17 protein-coding genes are annotated in these 16,962 nt (G+C 71.3%); 6 read left to right on the forward strand and 11 right to left on the reverse strand.

Annotated elements, in window-relative coordinates; translation table 11 throughout:
- Window positions 1–43: 43 nt before the first annotated feature.
- From ACIRB1_RS16880 to ACIRB1_RS16890, 3 genes are all read right to left on the reverse strand, one after another.
- On the reverse strand, window positions 44–1,000 hold the full coding sequence (locus ACIRB1_RS16880) for an ABC transporter permease (protein WP_403466051.1): 957 nt from the start codon (window positions 998–1,000) through the stop codon (window positions 44–46).
- Between the two features lie 2 nt (window positions 1,001–1,002).
- Window positions 1,003–2,586, reverse strand: coding sequence for an ABC transporter substrate-binding protein (locus ACIRB1_RS16885; protein ID WP_403466053.1), 1,584 nt, complete (start codon window positions 2,584–2,586; stop codon window positions 1,003–1,005).
- Window positions 2,587–3,017: 431 nt separating this feature from the next.
- Entirely contained in the window at window positions 3,018–3,521 is a 504-nt protein-coding gene (locus tag ACIRB1_RS16890) for a VOC family protein (protein ID WP_352185740.1), read from the reverse strand.
- Between the two features lie 218 nt (window positions 3,522–3,739).
- Here ACIRB1_RS16890 and ACIRB1_RS16895 point away from each other — a divergent pair, with 218 nt between their 5' ends.
- Together ACIRB1_RS16895 and ACIRB1_RS16900 are read left to right on the forward strand one after the other, a co-directional pair.
- Window positions 3,740–4,393 (forward strand): ATP-dependent Clp protease proteolytic subunit, encoded by a 654-nt coding sequence (locus ACIRB1_RS16895; protein WP_403466054.1) that lies wholly within the window; start codon window positions 3,740–3,742, stop codon window positions 4,391–4,393.
- A gap of 1 nt (window position 4,394) precedes the next feature.
- On the forward strand, window positions 4,395–4,997 hold the full coding sequence (locus ACIRB1_RS16900) for an ATP-dependent Clp protease proteolytic subunit (RefSeq protein ID WP_352185719.1): 603 nt from the start codon (window positions 4,395–4,397) through the stop codon (window positions 4,995–4,997).
- Between the two features lie 13 nt (window positions 4,998–5,010).
- Here ACIRB1_RS16900 and ACIRB1_RS16905 read toward each other — a convergent pair whose 3' ends face one another.
- Complete coding sequence (locus tag ACIRB1_RS16905) at window positions 5,011–5,403, reverse strand: helix-turn-helix domain-containing protein (RefSeq protein WP_403466055.1); 393 nt, start codon at window positions 5,401–5,403, stop codon at window positions 5,011–5,013.
- 87 nt (window positions 5,404–5,490) lie between these two features.
- Here ACIRB1_RS16905 and ACIRB1_RS16910 point away from each other — a divergent pair, with 87 nt between their 5' ends.
- A complete protein-coding gene (locus tag ACIRB1_RS16910) occupies window positions 5,491–6,264 on the forward strand; it encodes a class I SAM-dependent methyltransferase (RefSeq protein WP_403466218.1) in 774 nt (257 codons plus the stop codon).
- 4 nt (window positions 6,265–6,268) lie between these two features.
- Here the strand turns inward: ACIRB1_RS16910 and ACIRB1_RS16915 are convergent, their stop codons facing one another.
- On the reverse strand, window positions 6,269–6,727 hold the full coding sequence (locus ACIRB1_RS16915) for an ATP-binding protein (protein ID WP_352185717.1): 459 nt from the start codon (window positions 6,725–6,727) through the stop codon (window positions 6,269–6,271).
- 83 nt (window positions 6,728–6,810) lie between these two features.
- Window positions 6,811–8,082: a DUF6777 domain-containing protein gene (locus ACIRB1_RS16920; RefSeq protein ID WP_403466056.1), complete on the reverse strand. Its 1,272-nt coding sequence runs from the start codon at window positions 8,080–8,082 to the stop codon at window positions 6,811–6,813.
- Between the two features lie 161 nt (window positions 8,083–8,243).
- On the opposite strand from ACIRB1_RS16920, the gene ACIRB1_RS16925 reads away from it, so the two are divergent.
- Window positions 8,244–9,533 carry a streptophobe family protein gene (locus tag ACIRB1_RS16925; RefSeq protein ID WP_352185715.1) on the forward strand — a complete coding sequence of 430 codons (1,290 nt, stop codon included), beginning with the start codon at window positions 8,244–8,246 and terminating at the stop codon, window positions 9,531–9,533.
- Between the two features lie 31 nt (window positions 9,534–9,564).
- On the forward strand, window positions 9,565–9,996 hold the full coding sequence (locus tag ACIRB1_RS16930; protein WP_352185714.1) for a nuclear transport factor 2 family protein: 432 nt from the start codon (window positions 9,565–9,567) through the stop codon (window positions 9,994–9,996).
- A 153-nt stretch (window positions 9,997–10,149) separates the two neighbouring features.
- On the opposite strand, the gene ACIRB1_RS16935 is transcribed toward ACIRB1_RS16930, so the two are convergent.
- The 5 genes from ACIRB1_RS16935 to ACIRB1_RS16955 form a co-directional block, all read right to left on the reverse strand.
- The gene (locus ACIRB1_RS16935; protein ID WP_352185713.1) at window positions 10,150–11,139 is read right to left on the reverse strand and encodes a serine/threonine-protein kinase; all 990 of its coding nucleotides are present in this window, start codon (window positions 11,137–11,139) and stop codon (window positions 10,150–10,152) included.
- A complete protein-coding gene (locus ACIRB1_RS16940; protein WP_403466057.1) occupies window positions 11,129–11,674 on the reverse strand; it encodes a hypothetical protein in 546 nt (181 codons plus the stop codon). Before ACIRB1_RS16940 ends, ACIRB1_RS16935 begins: the two co-directional genes overlap by 11 nt.
- An 11-nt stretch (window positions 11,675–11,685) precedes the next feature.
- Window positions 11,686–14,028 carry an FHA domain-containing protein gene (locus ACIRB1_RS16945; RefSeq protein WP_403466058.1) on the reverse strand — a complete coding sequence of 781 codons (2,343 nt, stop codon included), beginning with the start codon at window positions 14,026–14,028 and terminating at the stop codon, window positions 11,686–11,688.
- A gap of 71 nt (window positions 14,029–14,099) precedes the next feature.
- Complete coding sequence (locus ACIRB1_RS16950) at window positions 14,100–14,510, reverse strand: hypothetical protein (RefSeq protein ID WP_352185710.1); 411 nt, start codon at window positions 14,508–14,510, stop codon at window positions 14,100–14,102.
- 407 nt (window positions 14,511–14,917) lie between these two features.
- On the reverse strand, window positions 14,918–15,868 hold the full coding sequence (locus ACIRB1_RS16955) for an AraC family transcriptional regulator (protein WP_403466059.1): 951 nt from the start codon (window positions 15,866–15,868) through the stop codon (window positions 14,918–14,920).
- 104 nt (window positions 15,869–15,972) lie between these two features.
- Between ACIRB1_RS16955 and ACIRB1_RS16960 the strand changes: the two genes are divergently transcribed.
- Window positions 15,973–16,956: an oxidoreductase gene (locus tag ACIRB1_RS16960; RefSeq protein ID WP_403466060.1), complete on the forward strand. Its 984-nt coding sequence runs from the start codon at window positions 15,973–15,975 to the stop codon at window positions 16,954–16,956.
- Window positions 16,957–16,962 lie beyond the last annotated feature (6 nt).

Here is a 16,962-nt window from a genome sequence, read left to right on the forward strand (position 1 = left end):
CGGGCGCCGCGGACGGTCGTCGGCGGGACGGTGTCGAGCGTGGTCATCGTGTCCTCCCTCGGGTGCGGAGCCTGGGGTTGAGGGCCATGGTGGCGAGGTCGGCCGCGAGGTTGCAGACGACGTAGACGACCGCGCTGATCAGGGCGATGGCCTGGATGGTGGGCAGGTCGCGGTTCTGCACGGAGGAGAGCATCAGCTTCCCGATGCCCGGGTAGTTGAAGACGTTCTCGACCACCGCGACCCCGCCGACCAGCCAGGCGACGTTGAGCGCGATGACGTGCAGCGTGGGCAGCAGGGCGCTGGGCAGGGCGTGCCGGGTGACGACCCGCCAGGTGGAGAGGCCCTTGAGGCGGGCGGTGGTGACGTACTCGGTGGCCATCACGTCGATGACCGAGGTGCGGGCCATGCGGACGATGTACGCGGCCATCACGACGGCGAGGGCGAGCGCGGGAAGCCATACGGCGGGCAGGAGTTGGCCCACTCCGGCATCCGGGCCGTAGAGGACGACGGCGGGGAACCACGGGAGGGCGACCGAGAAGCACAGGACGAGGACGGTGGCGACGACGAACTCGGGGACGCTCATGCCGACGAGGCTGACGGTGGAGATGACGTGGTCGGGCCAGCGGTCGCGGTAGAGGCCGGCGAGGATGCCGAGGACGATCGATCCGGTGACCGCGAAGAGGACGGTGACGAGGGCGATCAGCGCCGAGTTGCCGAGGTACATGGACACTTCGCCGCCGACGGCCTTGCCGGAGACGAGGGAGGTGCCGAAGTCGCCGTGCAGCGCGCCCCACACCCAGTGGCCGTACCGCTCCCAGGCGGGCTGGTCGAGGTTGAGCTTGGTGCGCAGGGCGGCCACCGCGTCCGGGGTCGCGTCCTTGCCGAGGATCTGGGTGGCGACGTCGCCGGGCAGCGCCTGGACGGCGAGGAAGACGAGGATGGACGAGAGGAACAGGGTGCCGACCGCGGCCGCGATACGGCGGGTGGTGAAGGAGAGCACGGTCAGGCTCCCTTCAGGCCGATGTTGAGGTAGTCGAACTCGAAGCCGTGCTCGGCGTATCCGCGTACCTTGCGGGAGATGCCGACGAGCCGGTCGGCGAACATCGGGGTCATCGCCCCGCCTCTCTCGATCACCAGCGTCTGTGCCTCGCCGTAGAGTTCGCGCCGCTTGGTGGCGTCGGTCTCGGCGCGGGCCCGGTCGAGCACCGCGTCGAAGCCCTTGTCGGACCAGGCGGTCTCGTTGTAAGAGGAGCCGCTGCGGAAGATCTGGGTGAAGAGCTGGTCGACGGGCCGACCGGTGAACCAATAGGTGGCCATCAGCGGCTTCTTCATCCAGATCTGGGTGTAATAGGAGTCCGCCGAGGCCGTCTTGACCCTGATCCTGATGCCCGCGCGCTTCGCCGAGTCCTGGTAGGCGAGCGCCATCGGCGTGAACAGCGGGTCGTAGGACGAGGTGTAGAGGTCCATCGCCAGGCCCTCGTGGCCCGCCTGCTTGAGCAGGTATTTGGCCTTCTCCGGGTCGTGCTGGGGGTGCGCGGTGATGTGCGCGGGGTCGCTCGGCGGCACCGGGTTGTCCCAGCCCGCGGTGCCCGCGCCCTGGAGGGCGACCCGCACGACGTGGTCGGGGTCGTAGGCGAGCTTCATGGCCTGGCGGACGCGGACGTCGGTGAAGGGCTTCTCGGTGGTGAGCATCGGGAGGACGTACCACTGGGCGTCCTTCACGCGGGCGACGGTCGCGCGGTCCGAGGCGGCGACCACGCGGGCGGTCGCGAAGTCGAGGTTGGTCTGCGACAGGAGGTCGACCTGCCCTGCCAGCAGGGCGTTCGAGCGGGCCGACATGTCGGCGACCGAGTAGAAGGCGATCGCGTCGAGCACGGGGCGGCCGGCCCAGTGGTCCTTGTTCGCGGTGACGCGGCCGGGGCCCGCCGGGGCGAACGACTCCAGCTTGAAGGGGCCGGTGCCTATGCCGGTGCGGCCGATGGACTTCGCGCTGCCGTCCGGTACGACGTAGCAGTTGTAGTGCGTCAGCAGGCTCGGGAACTCGGCGTTCGGCGTCTTCAGCGGCACGACGAGGGTGTGCGCGTCGGGCGTGCCCAGCTTCGCCGGGTCGATGAGCGGGGCGAGGACCGCGGCCTGCGGGGACGCCGTCGCCTTGTCGAGGATGTGGCGCAGGGTGTACGCGGCGTCGGCGGAGGTGAAGGCGCGGCCGTTGTGGAAGGTGACGCCCTTACGCAGCCGGAAGGTCCAGGTGCGGGCCTTGGCGTCGGTCTCCCAGGACTCGGCGAGGTCGGGGGCCAGTTCGCCGTTGGCCGATACGCGGACGAGCCGGTTGTAGAGGGCGCCCAGGTATTCGTACGCGGACAGGGAGCTGGCGGGGTCGAGGGTCTCGGCGTCGGAGGCGGGCGGCCGGGCGATGCGCAGGGTGCCGCCGCGGTCGGGGGCGCCTTTCCGGGCGGCGGCCGGGAGGACGGGGGCGGCCTCCGCCCCGCCGCAGCCGGTCAGCAGCCAGGACCCGCCGAGCGCGGCGGCCGAGGCGACGCCCGCGGCGAGCACCGACCGGCGGCCCGGGTGGTGGATGTCGGACATGTACCGACCGTCCTTGTCGCTATTCGTTCAGCCGAACGATTGAGTGAAGTTGGTGAACGATAACGAGGGGATGGTTTCCCGCCAACCCTTTGGGCGCGGAAATTAACGTCCGAAACGCACTGGTTACGCGGGGAATCCGCGCGGGATGCGGACCCTTGGGCCAACTGCCGCCCCTGGAGGCCCTGTTGCCGTCACACACGCACGCGTGGGCGAAGGCAGTGCACGCGTGGGCGACAGCATTGCACGACATGTCGAATGACATTCGAGATCTCGAACACGGCGGGGCGCTGGTCCTCATCCGCGCGGTCGGCAACGGGGAGCCGGACGTAGGTCTACGGCTTACGGGGCCGTGGCAGGGCGCCGCGCGCCGCCGGGGTGGCGGCGCCGGCGCGAGCGTTCGCTGCCTGACCGGGGCCCGGCCGGTCGGGCCGTCACTCCCCCGCGAAGGCCTTCTCCAACTCGGCGAGGTCGAACTTGCCCATGGCCATGAAGGACGCCGTCGCACGGGCGACCTTCGCGGGGTCCGGGTCGATCATCATCTCGATGAGCCGGCTCGGGACCACCTGCCAGGAGACCCCGAACTTGTCCTTGAGCCAGCCGCACGGGCCGGGCTCGCCGCCGTCGGTGAGCTTGGCCCAGTAGTAGTCGATCTCCTCCTGGTTCTCACACGGGATCTGGAACGAGATCGCCTCGGTGAACTTGAACTCGGGTCCGCCGTTCAGCCCCACGAACTTCTGCCCGAAGGCCGTGAACTCGACGGTGAGCACCGAGCCCGCGGGCTGCCGGGCGCCCTCGCCGTAGTGGCTGACGTGGCCGACGCTGGAGTTCTTGAAGATCGACACGTAGTGGTGGGCGGCTTCCTCCGCCTGGCCGTCGAACCAGAGGCAGGTGGTGAGTCCGTCGGTGCGTGCGTCGGTGGTCATGAGCTCCTCCATGGGCTGCGGGACGTCGAACACGGTCATCTGTATCGACCCCGGCCCGCCCCGAAACTCATCGGTGGACCGGAAACCCACCGGACCGGCACAGGCTCCGGCCGACTCCTCTGCTCACGGCGAATCTGCTGAGGGCCTAGAAACCCCCAGGCAGGGGCGTTGTCGGCCGACAGTGGAGACAGGTCACGACACACCTTCGACAGCCTCGACAAGGAGTGCCCATGTCTCCGCTCACGGCCGGTTTCGCGCCGGCCCTCATGCCCCGCGCCGAGGAGGGCGACACCCCGTCGTCCCGCTTCGACGACCATCTCGCCGCCCAACTGCTGGGCCAGCGCATCGTGTTCCTCGGCACCCAGGTCGACGAGGTCTCCGCCAACCGGGTCTGCGCGCAGCTGCTGCTCCTGTCCGCCGAGGACCCCCGCACGGACATCAGCCTGTACATCAACAGCCCCGGCGGCTCGGTGACGGCGGGCCTCGCGATCTACGACACGATGCAGCTGATCCCGAACGACGTCGCCACCCTGGCCATGGGTTTCGCGGCCAGCATGGGCCAGTTCCTGCTCAGCGTCGGCACCCAGGGCAAGCGCTACGCCCTCCCCCACGCGCGGGTCATGATGCACCAGCCGTCGGCGGGCATCGGCGGCACCACCGCCGACATCGAGATCCAGGCGGAGAACCTGGACTTCACCAAGCGGACCATCGAACGGCTGACCGCGCAGCACACGGGCCAGAGCGAGGAGACGATCTCCCGCGACGGCGACCGCGACCGCTGGTTCACGGCCGAACAGGCCAAGGAGTACGGCATGGTGGACCGGGTCGTCGCCTCCCTGGACGATGTCCGGCCGGCCGCCTCGAAGCGACGGATGGGGCTCTGACATGGGGACGTACACGATTCCGAACGTCGTCGAGCGCACCCCGAACGGCGAGCGTTCGTACGACGTGTTCAGCCGGCTGCTCTCCGAGCGGATCATCTTCCTCGGCACCGAGATCGACGACGGCGTCGCCAACGTCGTCATCGCGCAACTCCTCCATCTGGAGTCGTCGTCGCCGGAGAGCGAGATCGCGATCTACATCAACTCGCCCGGGGGATCGTTCACTTCACTGATGGCGATCTACGACACGATGACGTACGTCCAGGCCCCGATCTCGACGTTCTGCGTCGGTCAGGCCGCGTCGACGGCGGCGGTGCTGCTGGCCGGCGGGGACCCGGGGCGGCGGTTCGTCCTGGAGCACGCGCGGGTACTGCTCGGCCAGCCCGCGACCGGCGGGCAGCGCGGCATGGTCTCCGATCTCGCCCTCCAGGCCAAGGAGATGGTGCGGATCCGCTCCCAGGTGGAGGAGGTGCTGTCCCGGCACACGCACCACGACATCGCCACGCTGCGCGCCGACATGGACCGGGACAAGGTGTTCACCGCTCAGGAGGCCGTGGCGTACGGCCTGGCCGACGAGGTGGTCAGCCGACGCCTCGGCCAGGCCTGAGCGACCCGGCCGGTCAGGCGGCGACCAGACTGAGCCGGCCGTTGTAGGGCGAAGTGACCCTGCCCTGACGCCTGTTGCGGTGCCGGCCCAGTTCGTCGCGGGCCAGCGACAGCAGGTCTCCGAGGTCGAGCCCGAGGGCGTGGGCGGCGGCCGCGAGGACCTCAGAGGAGGCCTCCTTGCGGCCCCGCTCCACCTCCGAGAGATACGGCATGGAGATCCGGGCGGCGTCGGCGACGTCCTTCAGGGTGCGCTCCTGGGCGAGCCGCTCCTGCCGCAGGACATCACCCACCAGGTCGCGCCACAGGGGCTCCTTGGGCGCGGGGACCTGCGGCTCGGGCAGGTGGGGGGCCGGCTCGTGCGGGCGCAGGGGGATCACGCGGGCGTGGTTCGGCGCTTGGTTGGTCACCCTCTCAGACTAAAAGCGCTGGACGTCAGGGGAAGGGGTCAGCATTCTGCCCTGGGTGGAATCACCGAGGTGAAGGGTGTCGGAACGGTGCTGCGCGACACGTTCGACGGGGCGGCCGAGCGCTACGACCGGGCCCGGCCCCGGTATCCGCGCCCACTGGTCGAGGAACTCGCCCGTACGGCGGGCCTGGGCCCTGACAGCCGGGTGCTGGAGATCGCCCCCGGCACCGGCCAACTCACCGTCCCGCTCGCCGAGTTCGGGTGCCGGCTGATCGCCGTGGAGCTGGGCCCCTCGCTCGCCGCGGTGGCCCGGCGGAATCTGGAGGCGTTCCCGCGGGTGGACGTACAGGTCGCGGACTTCGAGCGGTGGGAGGTGCCGGACGAGCCGTTCGACCTGGTGGTGATCGCGACGGCGTACCACTGGTTCGATCCCGGCCTGTTCCTGGCGAAGGCGGCGTCCGCGCTGCGACCCGGCGGGCGGCTCGCGGTCGTCACGACGCACCATGTGGCGGGCGGCACGCGGGAGTTCTTCGACCGGATGCAGGCGTGCTACGAACGCTGGGACCCGGCCACTCCGCCCGGCCTGCGGATGCCCACCGAGGACGAATCGGCGACGGACACCGGGGAGTTCGAGCGTGCCGCGCGCTTCGGGGACGTCACGGTGTGGCGCGGGGCGCAGGAGATCACGTACACGACGGACGAGTATCTCGACGTCCTGCTGACCTACTCGGGCCATCTCGCGCTGGACGAGCCCGCGCGCCGGGGCCTGCTGGCCTGTCTCCGGGAGCTGCTGGAGACGCGGCACGGCGGCCGGGTCACCAAGCGCTATCTGCACGAGCTGATCACGGCCACCCGGGCGTGACCGACTAGGGCCTGTCTGCCAGGTGCACCACGGCGCGCACCCGCTTGCCGACCGGTACCCGTTCGACGGTCACCTGCGCGGCCAGGGCGTGGACTATCTCCAGGCCGTGCCGGCCGATGCGCTCGGGGTCCCGGGCGAAGAGCCGGGGCAGGGCGACGCTGCTGTCGCAGACGGACACCGTCACCGAGGTGTCCGTGCCCTCCAGCTCGAGGATGTACGGGCCGTTGCTGTGCCGGTCCGCGTTGGTGACCAACTCGCTGACCAGCAGGAGCAGTTCACCGTCGGACTGGTCGTCGATCGTGGCGCACCACTCGGTTCTGAGCTGTTCGAGGAACTGGTGCGTGAAGTGGCGGGCCGCTGAGATGCAGCCCGGTTCGCCGGTGTAGTGCGCCGCCCGCCGCAGCGGTTCCACGGGCACGTCGAAACGAGTCGGTATCACTACCCCGTCCCGGTGGTCGATCATGCGTGTCTCTCTCGGAAGGCGGCTCTGCCGGTCGCTGTCGTACCAGTGCTCGTACCCAGCACCACGCCCGGCAGTCCCCCCGATCAGAGTGCCGGTGAAATCGACTCGGAGGAAATCGACGCGCTGACCGTCGAGGCGGAAGTCGTGGCCGTGTCCGACGCGGCCGAGGCGGACGAGGAGGAGGCGCCGGAAGAGGCTGATGAGGCTGATGAGGACTCCGTCGACGGCGGCTGGGAGGACGGGGTGTCCGACCCCGGTGACGAGGACGACGGCGACGACGGTGCGCTCGACGACGGCGGGCAGGGGCTCGGGGACATGCCGGGGGTCTTGGGGGCGCACGGCGGCGGGGACTCGGAGGACGGCGAAGTCGGCGGGGACACGCTCACGGAGGGGCTGGCCGGGTTCACCGGCGGCGGGGTCCTGTGGTCGTGCTTTCCCGTGTCGCCGTGACGGCGGCCGAACCAGTGGCCGTTGTGCGGGTCGTAGATCACGAAGATGTTGATGATCCGGGGTGCGGGGGTGACCACGACGACGTTCTGCGGGCGGTACGAGGACCAGGTGTCGCCGGTGCGCTTCGGGGTGGTCTGCTGGGCAACGGGCGGCGTCAGCGGGTTGCCGCAGGCGCAGCGGACGCGGGGGACGCCGTGGTTGTCGACGAGGACGGCGGTGCCGGCCTGGAGGACGGCCTGGTAGCTGGTGGCGGCGCCGTCGCGGTAGCCGTGGTTGGTGACACGGGTGTCCATGCGCAGCTGTACGGGAGTGAGCGAGCGCAGGTAGGCGGGAACTCCGGCGGGCTGGACGCCGGCGACGGACGCGAACGCCGTGTTCTTCGCCGGGGCCGCCTGGAGGGCCTTGATCTGCCGCTCCACATCGCAGGCGGAGACGTTCTGGGTGCCGCCGTAGAGGCCCGGGGCACCGCCGTCGACGCCGCGTACCGCGTTCACCGGTTCCGAGGCGCTGGGGGACGCGGTGACGGGCGGGGCCGAGTTCTCGGTCGCGGTGGACTCCGTGAACGGTTCGGGGCCGGTCTTGGCCGCGGCCTGGAGGAACACCTCGCCCTTGCCCGCCGTGGTGGTCGAGCCGCCGTCGGACCGGGTGAGGACGACGGTCAGCACCACGGCGGCGACCACGACCGCGGTGAGGATCGCGACGCGGGGCGCCGACCTCCACCAGGGCCGGTGCGGCTCCGGCGCCCCGCCACCGCCGCCGCCCGAGGGCTGCGAGGGCGGTCCCGAAGGCGGCTGGGAGGGTCCCGAAGGCGGCTGGGAGGGTCCCGAGGGCGGCTGGGAGGGTCCCGACAGCGGGCCGGAGGGCGGTCCGGTGGGGCGGCCTGAAGACGGAGGTTCGACGCTCACGAGCTCTTCTTCCCGACGCGGGCTGCAAGGCCACTCGTACCGATAAGTGACCTTTTGTCCACAACGAACCCATTGTGTGCTCGGGGCATGGTCCGCCCGCAAGCCGACGCGGACGGCCCTCCCGGCGGGCGCGCTCCCCGGTCGCTGCTTAGCGTGGCCGTGTGACCCCCCGAACCCCCTCTGACCAGGCGACGGCCCGCCACGGCTGGCCCCAGGCGCTCGGCACGGTGCTGGCCGGACTGCTCACCATGGGCGTGGTCGCCGCGCTGGGCCTGTGGGCGGCGGGCGCGGCGGACCTCCCGGACGGAGCGTTCCCCCGGGTCGTCACGGCGACGGTGGTGGCAGCGGTCGGCGGCACCCTGAAACTCTCCGGGAACGCCGGCTCCCTGGCCGACACCAAAGCGGGCCTGACCGCCATCCCCCTCTCGGTGACCCTGTCCGGCGCCCTGGCGACCGCGACGGCCTTCCTACGGCCCCTGCGGCACCGCGCGGTCGCCTCGGCGACGGAGCTCGCCGGCTGGGCCGCCCGCATCGCCGTCCTGTGGCTGCTCGGCCTGATCGGGCTGGCGCTGGGCGCGCGCCAGAAGTTCTCGATCTCCCTCGGCAGCGGCACCCTCGGCGACATCGGCGACCTGCTCGGCACCTCCCCCGAGGTCGGCTTCGAGGCCGACGTACCGCAGACGGTCCTGTTCGGCCTCCTGTGGCTGGCCGGGGTCCTGGTCCTCGCGCTCCTGGTGTCCCCCGGCGCGCCCGTCCCCGCGCGCCTGCTCCGCTTCCACACGGCGGTACGCCCGGCCGCGTACGCGGTGGTGGCCCTCCTGCTGGCCTACGTGGCGCTCGGCGTCGTCCTGGCCCTCGTCCTGGCGGCCACCCGGGGCAATGCCACCCAGACCTTCGCCCTGATCCTGCTCGGCATGCCGAACCTGGTCTGGCTGGCCCTCACCCTCGGTTTGGGCGCCACCTGGAACGGGCGCGTCGACGGCCCCTTCGGCCTCCCCGTCCCCCACCTCCTCGACGAGGTCCTGCGCACCCCGGACATCTCCACCCTGAACCTGCACACCCTCGCCGCCCACGACGGCCGCGTGTGGTGGCTCCTGGTCCTGGACGCGGTCCTGCTCCTGGCCACCGCGTTCCTGATGGCCGCGCGTTCCCCGTCCCGCGTCCGCGCCTGGCAGCACGCCGTCCACCTCGCGGTCGCCCTCGCCCTCGCGGTCCTCATGATCTGCCTGGTCGGCCGCGTCTCCGCCCACTACGGCCTCTCCCTCCTCGGCATCGGCGACGTGGGCGGCGGCCTGTCCGGAGACCTGTTCCTGAAGCCCGAGGTGTGGTCGGCGATGGGGCTGGCCGCGCTGTGGGGGCTGGTGTCGGGCTTCCTGGGCGCCCTGCTGGCGAAGCCGGTCCACCGGAGGGGCGCGGTGGAAATCCCGGCGCAGCCGGGGCGGCGGACGTGAGAGGGTGCGCCGAGCCGACGGAAGGGCAGACATGGCGCTGACACTCGAAGACCGCCTGGCCATCACGGAGTTGATCGCCCTGCACGGCCACCTGGTCGACGAGGGCGAACTCGACCGGCTGGCCGAGGTGTTCACCCCGGACGTCGAGTACGACCTCACCGACTTCGCCCAGGGCACCCTCACCGGCCTCACCCAACTCACCGCCGCCGCGCTCGCGTTGGGCTCCGCCAACCCCGTCGCGCACCACGTGACGAACGTGCTGATCGAGGACTCGCCGGACGGCGGCGTCCGGGCCCGCTCAAAGGGCCTGGGCATCCGCACGGACGGCTCCTGCGGCTCGGTGACGTACGTGGACACGCTGGTGCGGGAGGGGTCGGGCTGGCGCATCGCACGCCGAAAGGTGTCAGCACGACGCACCCCGCTGAACGGGCTGAGCGACACCCCCGAGGACGCGCACCTGTGAACGCGCCGGGCGAGCCCCCCTTAGGGGCGCGCATCAGAACGGGCTGAGCAGCATCCCCTGAGGACACGCGCGCCTCTCAACCGGCTCGGCCTCATCCCCCCAGGGGCGCGGGGAACTGCGCGACCGACCCCCACGGACCCGCACCCGAAAACCTCACTCACGCACCCTGAACACAGGCTCCGCCCACCGAGGCAACGCGGGAGGCCCCTCATCCGGCCCCCCGCCCACCCGCAGATCCACCTCGGTCGCCGCATGCCCACCCCCGCCCCCGCCCTCACCCCCGCGCAACGCCGACACAAACGCACGACACGACGCGTACCGATCATCAGGACTCTTCGCCAACGCCTTCGCGAAGACCCCGTCGACATGCCCAGGCAGACCCGCCCGAGCCTCACTGACCGCCGGAGGCACGTCGTACTGGTGCGCCCACAACAGAGCCATGTCGTCATCACGCCGGAACGGCGGCCGACCCGCAAGGGTTTCGTAGGCGACACAGGCGAGCCCGTACACATCGCACCGCCCGTCGACCGGCCGCCCCGAGATCTGCTCGGGAGCCACGTAGTCGAGCGTCCCGACGAACTGCCCGACCGTCGTGAACCCGGTCAGTGACAGCGACTTCTTCGTCAGCCCGAAGTCGGTGAGGTAGACGTGCTCGGGATGGTCGCTGTCGGTACCGTGCGCCACGAGGATGTTGCCGGGCTTCACGTCCCGGTGGACCAGCCCGTGTTCGTGCGCCGCGTCCAGCGCGGAGGCGACCTGCCCGATGATCCGCGTGGCCGTCGGGAGGTCCAACGGCCCCTCCCGGTCAAGGAGATGACGCAGATCACTGCCGGAGACGTAGCGCATCGCGATGTACAGGACGCCGTCCGTCTCGCCCGCCTCGAAGACGGGGACGATGTGCGGATGGTCGATCGCGGCGGCGACCCGGGACTCGTGGGTGAAGCGTTTGCGGAAGGTGTCGTTGCGGGCGAGTTCGGGGGCGAGCAGCTTGAGGGCGACGGTGCGGTCGAGGCGCAGGTCGCGGGCGCGGTAGACGACGGCCATGCCGCCGCGGCCGATCTCGTCCTCGATGCGGTACCCGGCGATCTGCTGCCCGATGAGCTCGGAGGGCCGCCCGGAGAAGAGGCTCGCGTCACGGGCCATCGGTGCTCACGACCTGGGTGGGGGCGTGGCCGGGGTCGGCCGGTTCGGCGCGGGGTCCGTCGTCTGAGGCGTAGGTGCTGAGGCGGGTGCCGTCGGTGTGGACCCAGCGTTCGTGGTCGGCGTCGTAGAGCCAGACGGACTCGCCGTCGACGACCACGCCGATCCGCAGGCCCCTGGTGCGGGCCTGGAACGTGGCGCCGTCGAGGCCGCCGCCCGCGAGGTCCTCGACGGCGCTGCGGTAGCGGGCGAGGGCCTGTTCGGCTCGGGCGAGGAGGGGGCGTGGGTCGGCGGTGCGGGTGAGGGGGCCGCGGGCGGCCGGCGGGTCGTGGGCGACGGAGATGAGGTGGCGGCCGTCGACCCAGGCGGACCAGCCGTTGGAGCACAGGGCGTGGGCCCAGTCGCCGCGCCGCTCCAGCAGCTGCACGGGGAGCAGCGCGTCGAGGGGCACGGTGGGACGGGCGGGGTCCGGGGCCTCCCAGGCGGGCATCCCGTGCTCGGGGACGACGTGGGTGGGCCGGAAGCCGGGGGTCGTCATCGTGGCGGCCCCTATTTCCGCATCACGGCGGGTTCGTGCCGCCGGAGCAGCCGGGAGACGAGGAAGCCGAAGAGCAGCGACAGCACGACGAGCATGCCCATGTTGAGCAGCCACACCCCGGCCGAGTGCCGGAACATCGGATCGCCGGTCAGCTCGCCCGGCACGATCCGGGCCAGCCCGATGGTGCCGGCCATCCCGCCGAGCGCCCACCGCGAGGGGACGAGCCAGGACAGCTGTTCCAGGCCGGGCACGCCGTGCAGCTTCAACAGGGCGCCGCAGAAGACCACTTGGACGATGGCGAGCAGCACAAGCAGTGGCATCGTCACCTCCTCCTTGCGGACCAGCGCGGAGACCAGCAGGCCGAGCATCATCGCGGTGAACGCCAACAGGGCGACGGCGACCGTGATTTCGATCAGGGGTGGCATCAGCACCCCTTTGCCGCCGGGCGCGTTGAGGTCGACGCCGAACAGGCCGACCAGGGTGAGCACCACGGCCTGCGCCACGGTGATCGCGCCCAGGACGACGACCTTGGAGAGCAGATACGCCGATCTGGAGAGGCCGACGGCTCTCTCGCGCCGGTAGATCGCGCGTTCCTTGACGAGTTCGCGGACGGCGTTGGCGGCGCCGGTGAGCACACCACCGACGCACAGGATGAGCAGGGCATTCATCGCCGTGTCGCGGGTCAGCTGGCTTCCGGCCAGCGCGCGGGCCATCGCGCCCATGACGAACGGCAGCGCGATCATGATGGCGAGGAAGGTCCGGTCGGCGCCGAGGGCGGCGGTGTAGCGGCGGATGAGGGTGCCGAGCTGGGCGCCGCGGCTGCGGGGTCTGGGCGGCGGCGGGGCCGAGGCGACCGGGCCCGGGCCCAACTGGTGCGGCTGCGCGGTGGAGTTGACGATGTACTGGCGCCGGAACGGCGACTCCCGGTACTCCCCCGCCCAGTCCCGGTCCTGGTCCCGCTCGAACGCCTCGAAGGCCTCCGGCCAGTGCTCGAAGCCGAAGTAGGCGAGGGCGTCGTCGGGCGGCCCGTAGTAGGCGACCTTGCCGCCGGGCGCGAGCACGAGCAGCCGGTCGCACACGTCGAGGCTGAGGACGCTGTGGGTGACGACGATGACGGTACGGCCGTCGTCGGCGAGGCCGCGCAGCATGTGCATCACCGAGCGGTCCATGCCGGGGTCGAGTCCGGAGGTGGGTTCGTCGAGGAAGAGCAGCGACGGCTTGGTCAGCAGCTCCAGGGCCACGCTGACGCGCTTGCGCTGCCCGCCGGAGAGGCTGTGCACGGGCTGCGCGGCGCGCTGTTCGAGGCCGAGTTCGCGGACGACCTCGTCGACCCGGGCCCGGCGTTCGGCCTTGGCGGTGTCCTGGGGGAAGCGGAGTTCGGCCGCGTACGACAGGGCGCTGTGCACGGTGAGCTGGGCGTGCAGGATGTCGTCCTGCGGGACCAGGCCGATGCGCTGGCGCAGTTCGGCGTAGTCGCGGTAGAGGTCGCGGCCGTCGTAGAGGACGGTGCCGCGGTCGGCGGGGCGCTGGCCGGTGAGCGCGTTGAGCAGGGTGGATTTTCCGGCGCCGCTGGGTCCGACCACGGCGAGCAGGCATTTCTCGCCGACCGGGAACGACACCTGGTCGAGCAGCACCTTGCGGCCCCGGTCGACGGCGACGGTGAGGTCCTGCACGTCGAGGGAGACCTCGCCGGTGTCGACGTATTCCTGCAGCTGGTCGCCGACGAGACAGAACGCGGAGTGTCCGATGCCGACGATGTCACCCGGCCCGACGGGGGCGCGGGCGACGGGCTGGCCGTTGAGGTAGGTGCCGTTGTGGCTGCCGAGGTCGACGATCTCGTACGTGCCGTCCGGCCCGGCCCGCAGTTCGGCGTGGCGCCGGGAGACGACCAGGTCGTCGACGACGAGGTCGTTGTCGGCGGCCCGGCCGATGCGGATCGCACGGCTGGGCAGCGGTCGTACGGTGGTGGGTTGCCGGTAGGTGCCGGTGAAGGCCGGCATGGACACCGCCGAGGGGCGTTCCGGGGCCGGGGCGGGGCGGTCGGCGAGGACGACGCGGGGGCCGTCGGCCGGGTTGCCGAAGCGGATCACGCTGCCGGGTCCGACGCCCCACTCCTGGATGCGGCGGCCGTCGGCGTAGGTGCCGTTCGTGCTGTGCTCGTCCTCCAGCGTCCAGTGGTCCGCGTCGGGCCGCAGGACCGCGTGGTGCCAGGAGACACGGGCGTCGTCGATGACGATGTCGCTGAGCGGGTCGCGGCCGACGTGATAGTCGCGGCCCGGGGTCATGACCGTGGAGCCCGATTCCGTCTCCAGGAGGAGGTCGGGCGCGGTCGGCACCATCGGCCGCTCTGACATGCACCGAATTCTACCGATTCGTTCACGTGTGTGCCCGGTCAGCGGTCAGGGGGTGCGGTGGTCGACACGTGTCAGGCGACGGGGACCACGAGTGCCGGAACGGTCCGCTGCATCCTGAGGGCGTCGACCGACTCGGCGAGCAGTTCGTACTCGGTGGTCTCGTCGCTGATGGAGATCTGCACGAGCCGTCCGGCCGCCAACTCGTAGGCGACCTGCTCCTGTTGACCGACATCGCGGGACCAGGTGCGTAACGCGCGGGGCACGTCGGGGGCCGAGTCGGCGACCGGGACCAGGGCACCCCTGGGGAAGCGCGGGTTCTCCGGTTGCGGGTCGAGCCGGTCGGCCATCCACACCGCGCGGTCCCGTAACCACCACAGCGCGAGCGCCAGGGTCGGGGCGCGGTAGGTCCCCAGGGGCACCCCGACGCGCTGCCCGCCGCAGGTACCGTACGCGGTGACATGGCACAGGAATTCGTCGTGCACGATCACTCCCCCGTCGCGTGTCTCGATTGCCGGTCGGGCCTCGCTTTCCATGCGGCTCTGATGGCGGCTCGGGTGGCTCAAGTGGTGCGCACGATGGCGGCTTTGCCTCGTGAAGTGATGCCCTAGCAGTCGAGTATGTTCACTCCCGAAACACTGTCACCACGACTTTTTAGCCACTCTCTTGGCATATTCACAGCCTTGTTTGGCCGAAAACCTTCGGGACCCCTTTTGCGGTGATCTCGCGCCGTCATCACCCGAGGGGTAATCGACGTCCTGCGCACTTCCCGGCAGGGTGAAGGCACCGGGGCGGCAGGAAACCGGACCCCGGTCCTGACCAGTACGAACGACCTCGCTGAAGGCCGATGCACCACCGGTCCGTCGAGGGTACAAAGGCGGGGGCGATCAGGTCACCGTACGGCTTGAAGAACGGCTCGACTCCCGGCCAGGGCTTCTTCGCGATATCGCCGCGGTGCCACCCCGACCGTCCGCTTGAAGGCATTGCTGAAGGCGCTCTCGGAGGTGTAGCCGACGGAGCGGGCGAGTGCGCCGACCGGGGTGGTGTCCTGGCGGAGGGCCCGGGCGGCGAGGTTCATGCGCCAGTTCAGCAGGTACGTCAGGGGCGGCACACCGGCCGCCTCCTTGAACCGTACGGCGAACGTGGTGCGGGACATCGCCGCCGCCCGGGCCAGCTCCTCCAGCTGCCAGGGATGGGCCGGGTCGCCGTGCATCAGGCGCAGCGCCGGGGCGAGGCGCTCGTCGGCCAGGGCGCGCAGCCAGCCGGGCGGCAGCCCGTCCGCGTCGGTCAGACAGATCCGCAGCACCTGCACGAACATCAGCTGCGCGAGCTGCGCCGACACGAACTCGGCCCCTGCCCTGCGCATGCGCATCTCGGCCGCCAACTGCCCGATGAGCCACCGCAGTACGCCCGCCTCGGGCGAGTCGGCCCGCACGTGCACCAGCTCCGGCAGCGCCCGGCGCAGCAGGTCCCCGCGGTCCCGGCTCAGGTCGATGTGCCCGGACACGCAGGCCACGTCCACCGCGTCGCCCTGCCCGAGCCGGCCCATGCGGGTCGCCGGGTCCACGACGACGTCCGCGGAGTCGGTCGGCGCCACGCCGGGCCGGCTGCACAGGGTGTACGGCTGACCGCCGTCGGAGATCACGACGTCCCCCTCGGCGAGCCGCACGGGCTCGCCGCCGTCCCGGACCAGCAGACAGCCGCCCCGCACCACGGCGTTCACCTTCAGCCGGTCGCGTCCGCGCAGCTGGAGCGCCCACTCGCCGCCGGCGGTGAAGCCGCCGGAGAACACACTGCGGGCATCGGCGACGGCGAGGGCGTCGGACAGCGGATCCTCGGACATGCTCGAACTATCACGCAAGTAATGCGGATTCTCAAGTATTCATCGTACGGAACCGTCGACCTACGGTGGTCGCGACAGCCCAAGCCGACGAGGAGCACACAGACATGACCACCGCACAGCAGCCCCTGAATTCCGGGTTCGGCGCCGCCTCGACCGCCGAGGAGGTGATCAAGGGCATCGACCTCACCGGCAAGGTCGCGATCGTCACCGGCGGCTACTCCGGCATCGGCCTGGAGACGGTCCGCGTGCTGCGCGCGGCCGGCGCCGAGGTCGTCGTGCCGGCCCGGGACGTGGAGCGTGCCCGGGCGGCAGTCGCGGCCGTCCCCGGGGCCGAGGTCGAGCACCTGGACCTGCTGGACCCCGCGTCCGTCGACACCTTCGCGGCGACGTTCCTGGCCTCCGGGCGCCCGCTGCACCTCCTGGTGAACAGCGCCGGGATCATGGCGACACCGCTGGTCCGGGACGCGCGCGGCTACGAGTCGCAGTTCGCCACCAACCACCTGGGGCACTTCCAGCTCACCACCCGGCTGTGGCCCGCACTGGCGGCGGCCGACGGCGCGCGGATCGTCGTCCTGTCCTCGCGGGGCATCCGCTTCGGCGGCGTCGACTTCGACGACCTGCACTTCGAGCACCGGGCGTACGAGCCGTTCCTCGCCTACGGCCAGTCGAAGACGGCCAACGCCCTCTTCGCGGTCGAGGCGGACCGGCGCGGCCAGGAGCAGGGCATCCGTGCCTTCGCCGTGCACCCGGGCCTGATCATCGACACCGGTCTCGCCAAGCACCTCGACACGGCGGTGCTCCGGGCCGCGGGCGCCCTGGACGACGAGGGCCGGCCGGTCCGTGATCCGGAGCGGCAGTTGAAGACCGTGCGGCAGGGGGCGGCCACCGGCGTCTGGTGCGCGACCAGCCCACGGCTCGACGGCCTGGGCGGTGTCTACTGCGAGAACGTCGACATCAGCCCACTGGTGACCCCCGAGAACGAGGCCGCCTGGTACGCCGGGGAGAACACTCCGGGTGTGCTGCCCCGCGCGGTCGACCCAGAGGCGGCGGCCCGCCTCTGGGAGGTCAGCGAGCGGCTCACGGCCTGACGGCCG

Source organism: Streptomyces sp. NPDC096013 (genome assembly GCF_044763565.1).
Taxonomy (GTDB): domain Bacteria; phylum Actinomycetota; class Actinomycetes; order Streptomycetales; family Streptomycetaceae; genus Streptomyces.

Coding starts and splice junctions, on each gene's coding strand:
- ACIRB1_RS16945 (WP_403466058.1), bottom strand. CDS start 14,028: ATGTCAGAGCGGCCGATGGTGCCGACCGCGCCCGACCTCCTCCTGGAG.
- ACIRB1_RS16885 (WP_403466053.1), bottom strand. CDS start 2,586: ATGTCCGACATCCACCACCCGGGCCGCCGGTCGGTGCTCGCCGCGGGC.
- ACIRB1_RS16890 (WP_352185740.1), bottom strand. CDS start 3,521: ATGGAGGAGCTCATGACCACCGACGCACGCACCGACGGACTCACCACC.
- ACIRB1_RS16895 (WP_403466054.1), top strand. CDS start 3,740: ATGTCTCCGCTCACGGCCGGTTTCGCGCCGGCCCTCATGCCCCGCGCC.
- ACIRB1_RS16915 (WP_352185717.1), bottom strand. CDS start 6,727: ATGATCGACCACCGGGACGGGGTAGTGATACCGACTCGTTTCGACGTG.
- ACIRB1_RS16960 (WP_403466060.1), top strand. CDS start 15,973: ATGACCACCGCACAGCAGCCCCTGAATTCCGGGTTCGGCGCCGCCTCG.
- ACIRB1_RS16935 (WP_352185713.1), bottom strand. CDS start 11,139: ATGGCCCGTGACGCGAGCCTCTTCTCCGGGCGGCCCTCCGAGCTCATC.
- ACIRB1_RS16940 (WP_403466057.1), bottom strand. CDS start 11,674: ATGACGACCCCCGGCTTCCGGCCCACCCACGTCGTCCCCGAGCACGGG.
- ACIRB1_RS16900 (WP_352185719.1), top strand. CDS start 4,395: ATGGGGACGTACACGATTCCGAACGTCGTCGAGCGCACCCCGAACGGC.
- ACIRB1_RS16930 (WP_352185714.1), top strand. CDS start 9,565: ATGGCGCTGACACTCGAAGACCGCCTGGCCATCACGGAGTTGATCGCC.
- ACIRB1_RS16955 (WP_403466059.1), bottom strand. CDS start 15,868: ATGTCCGAGGATCCGCTGTCCGACGCCCTCGCCGTCGCCGATGCCCGC.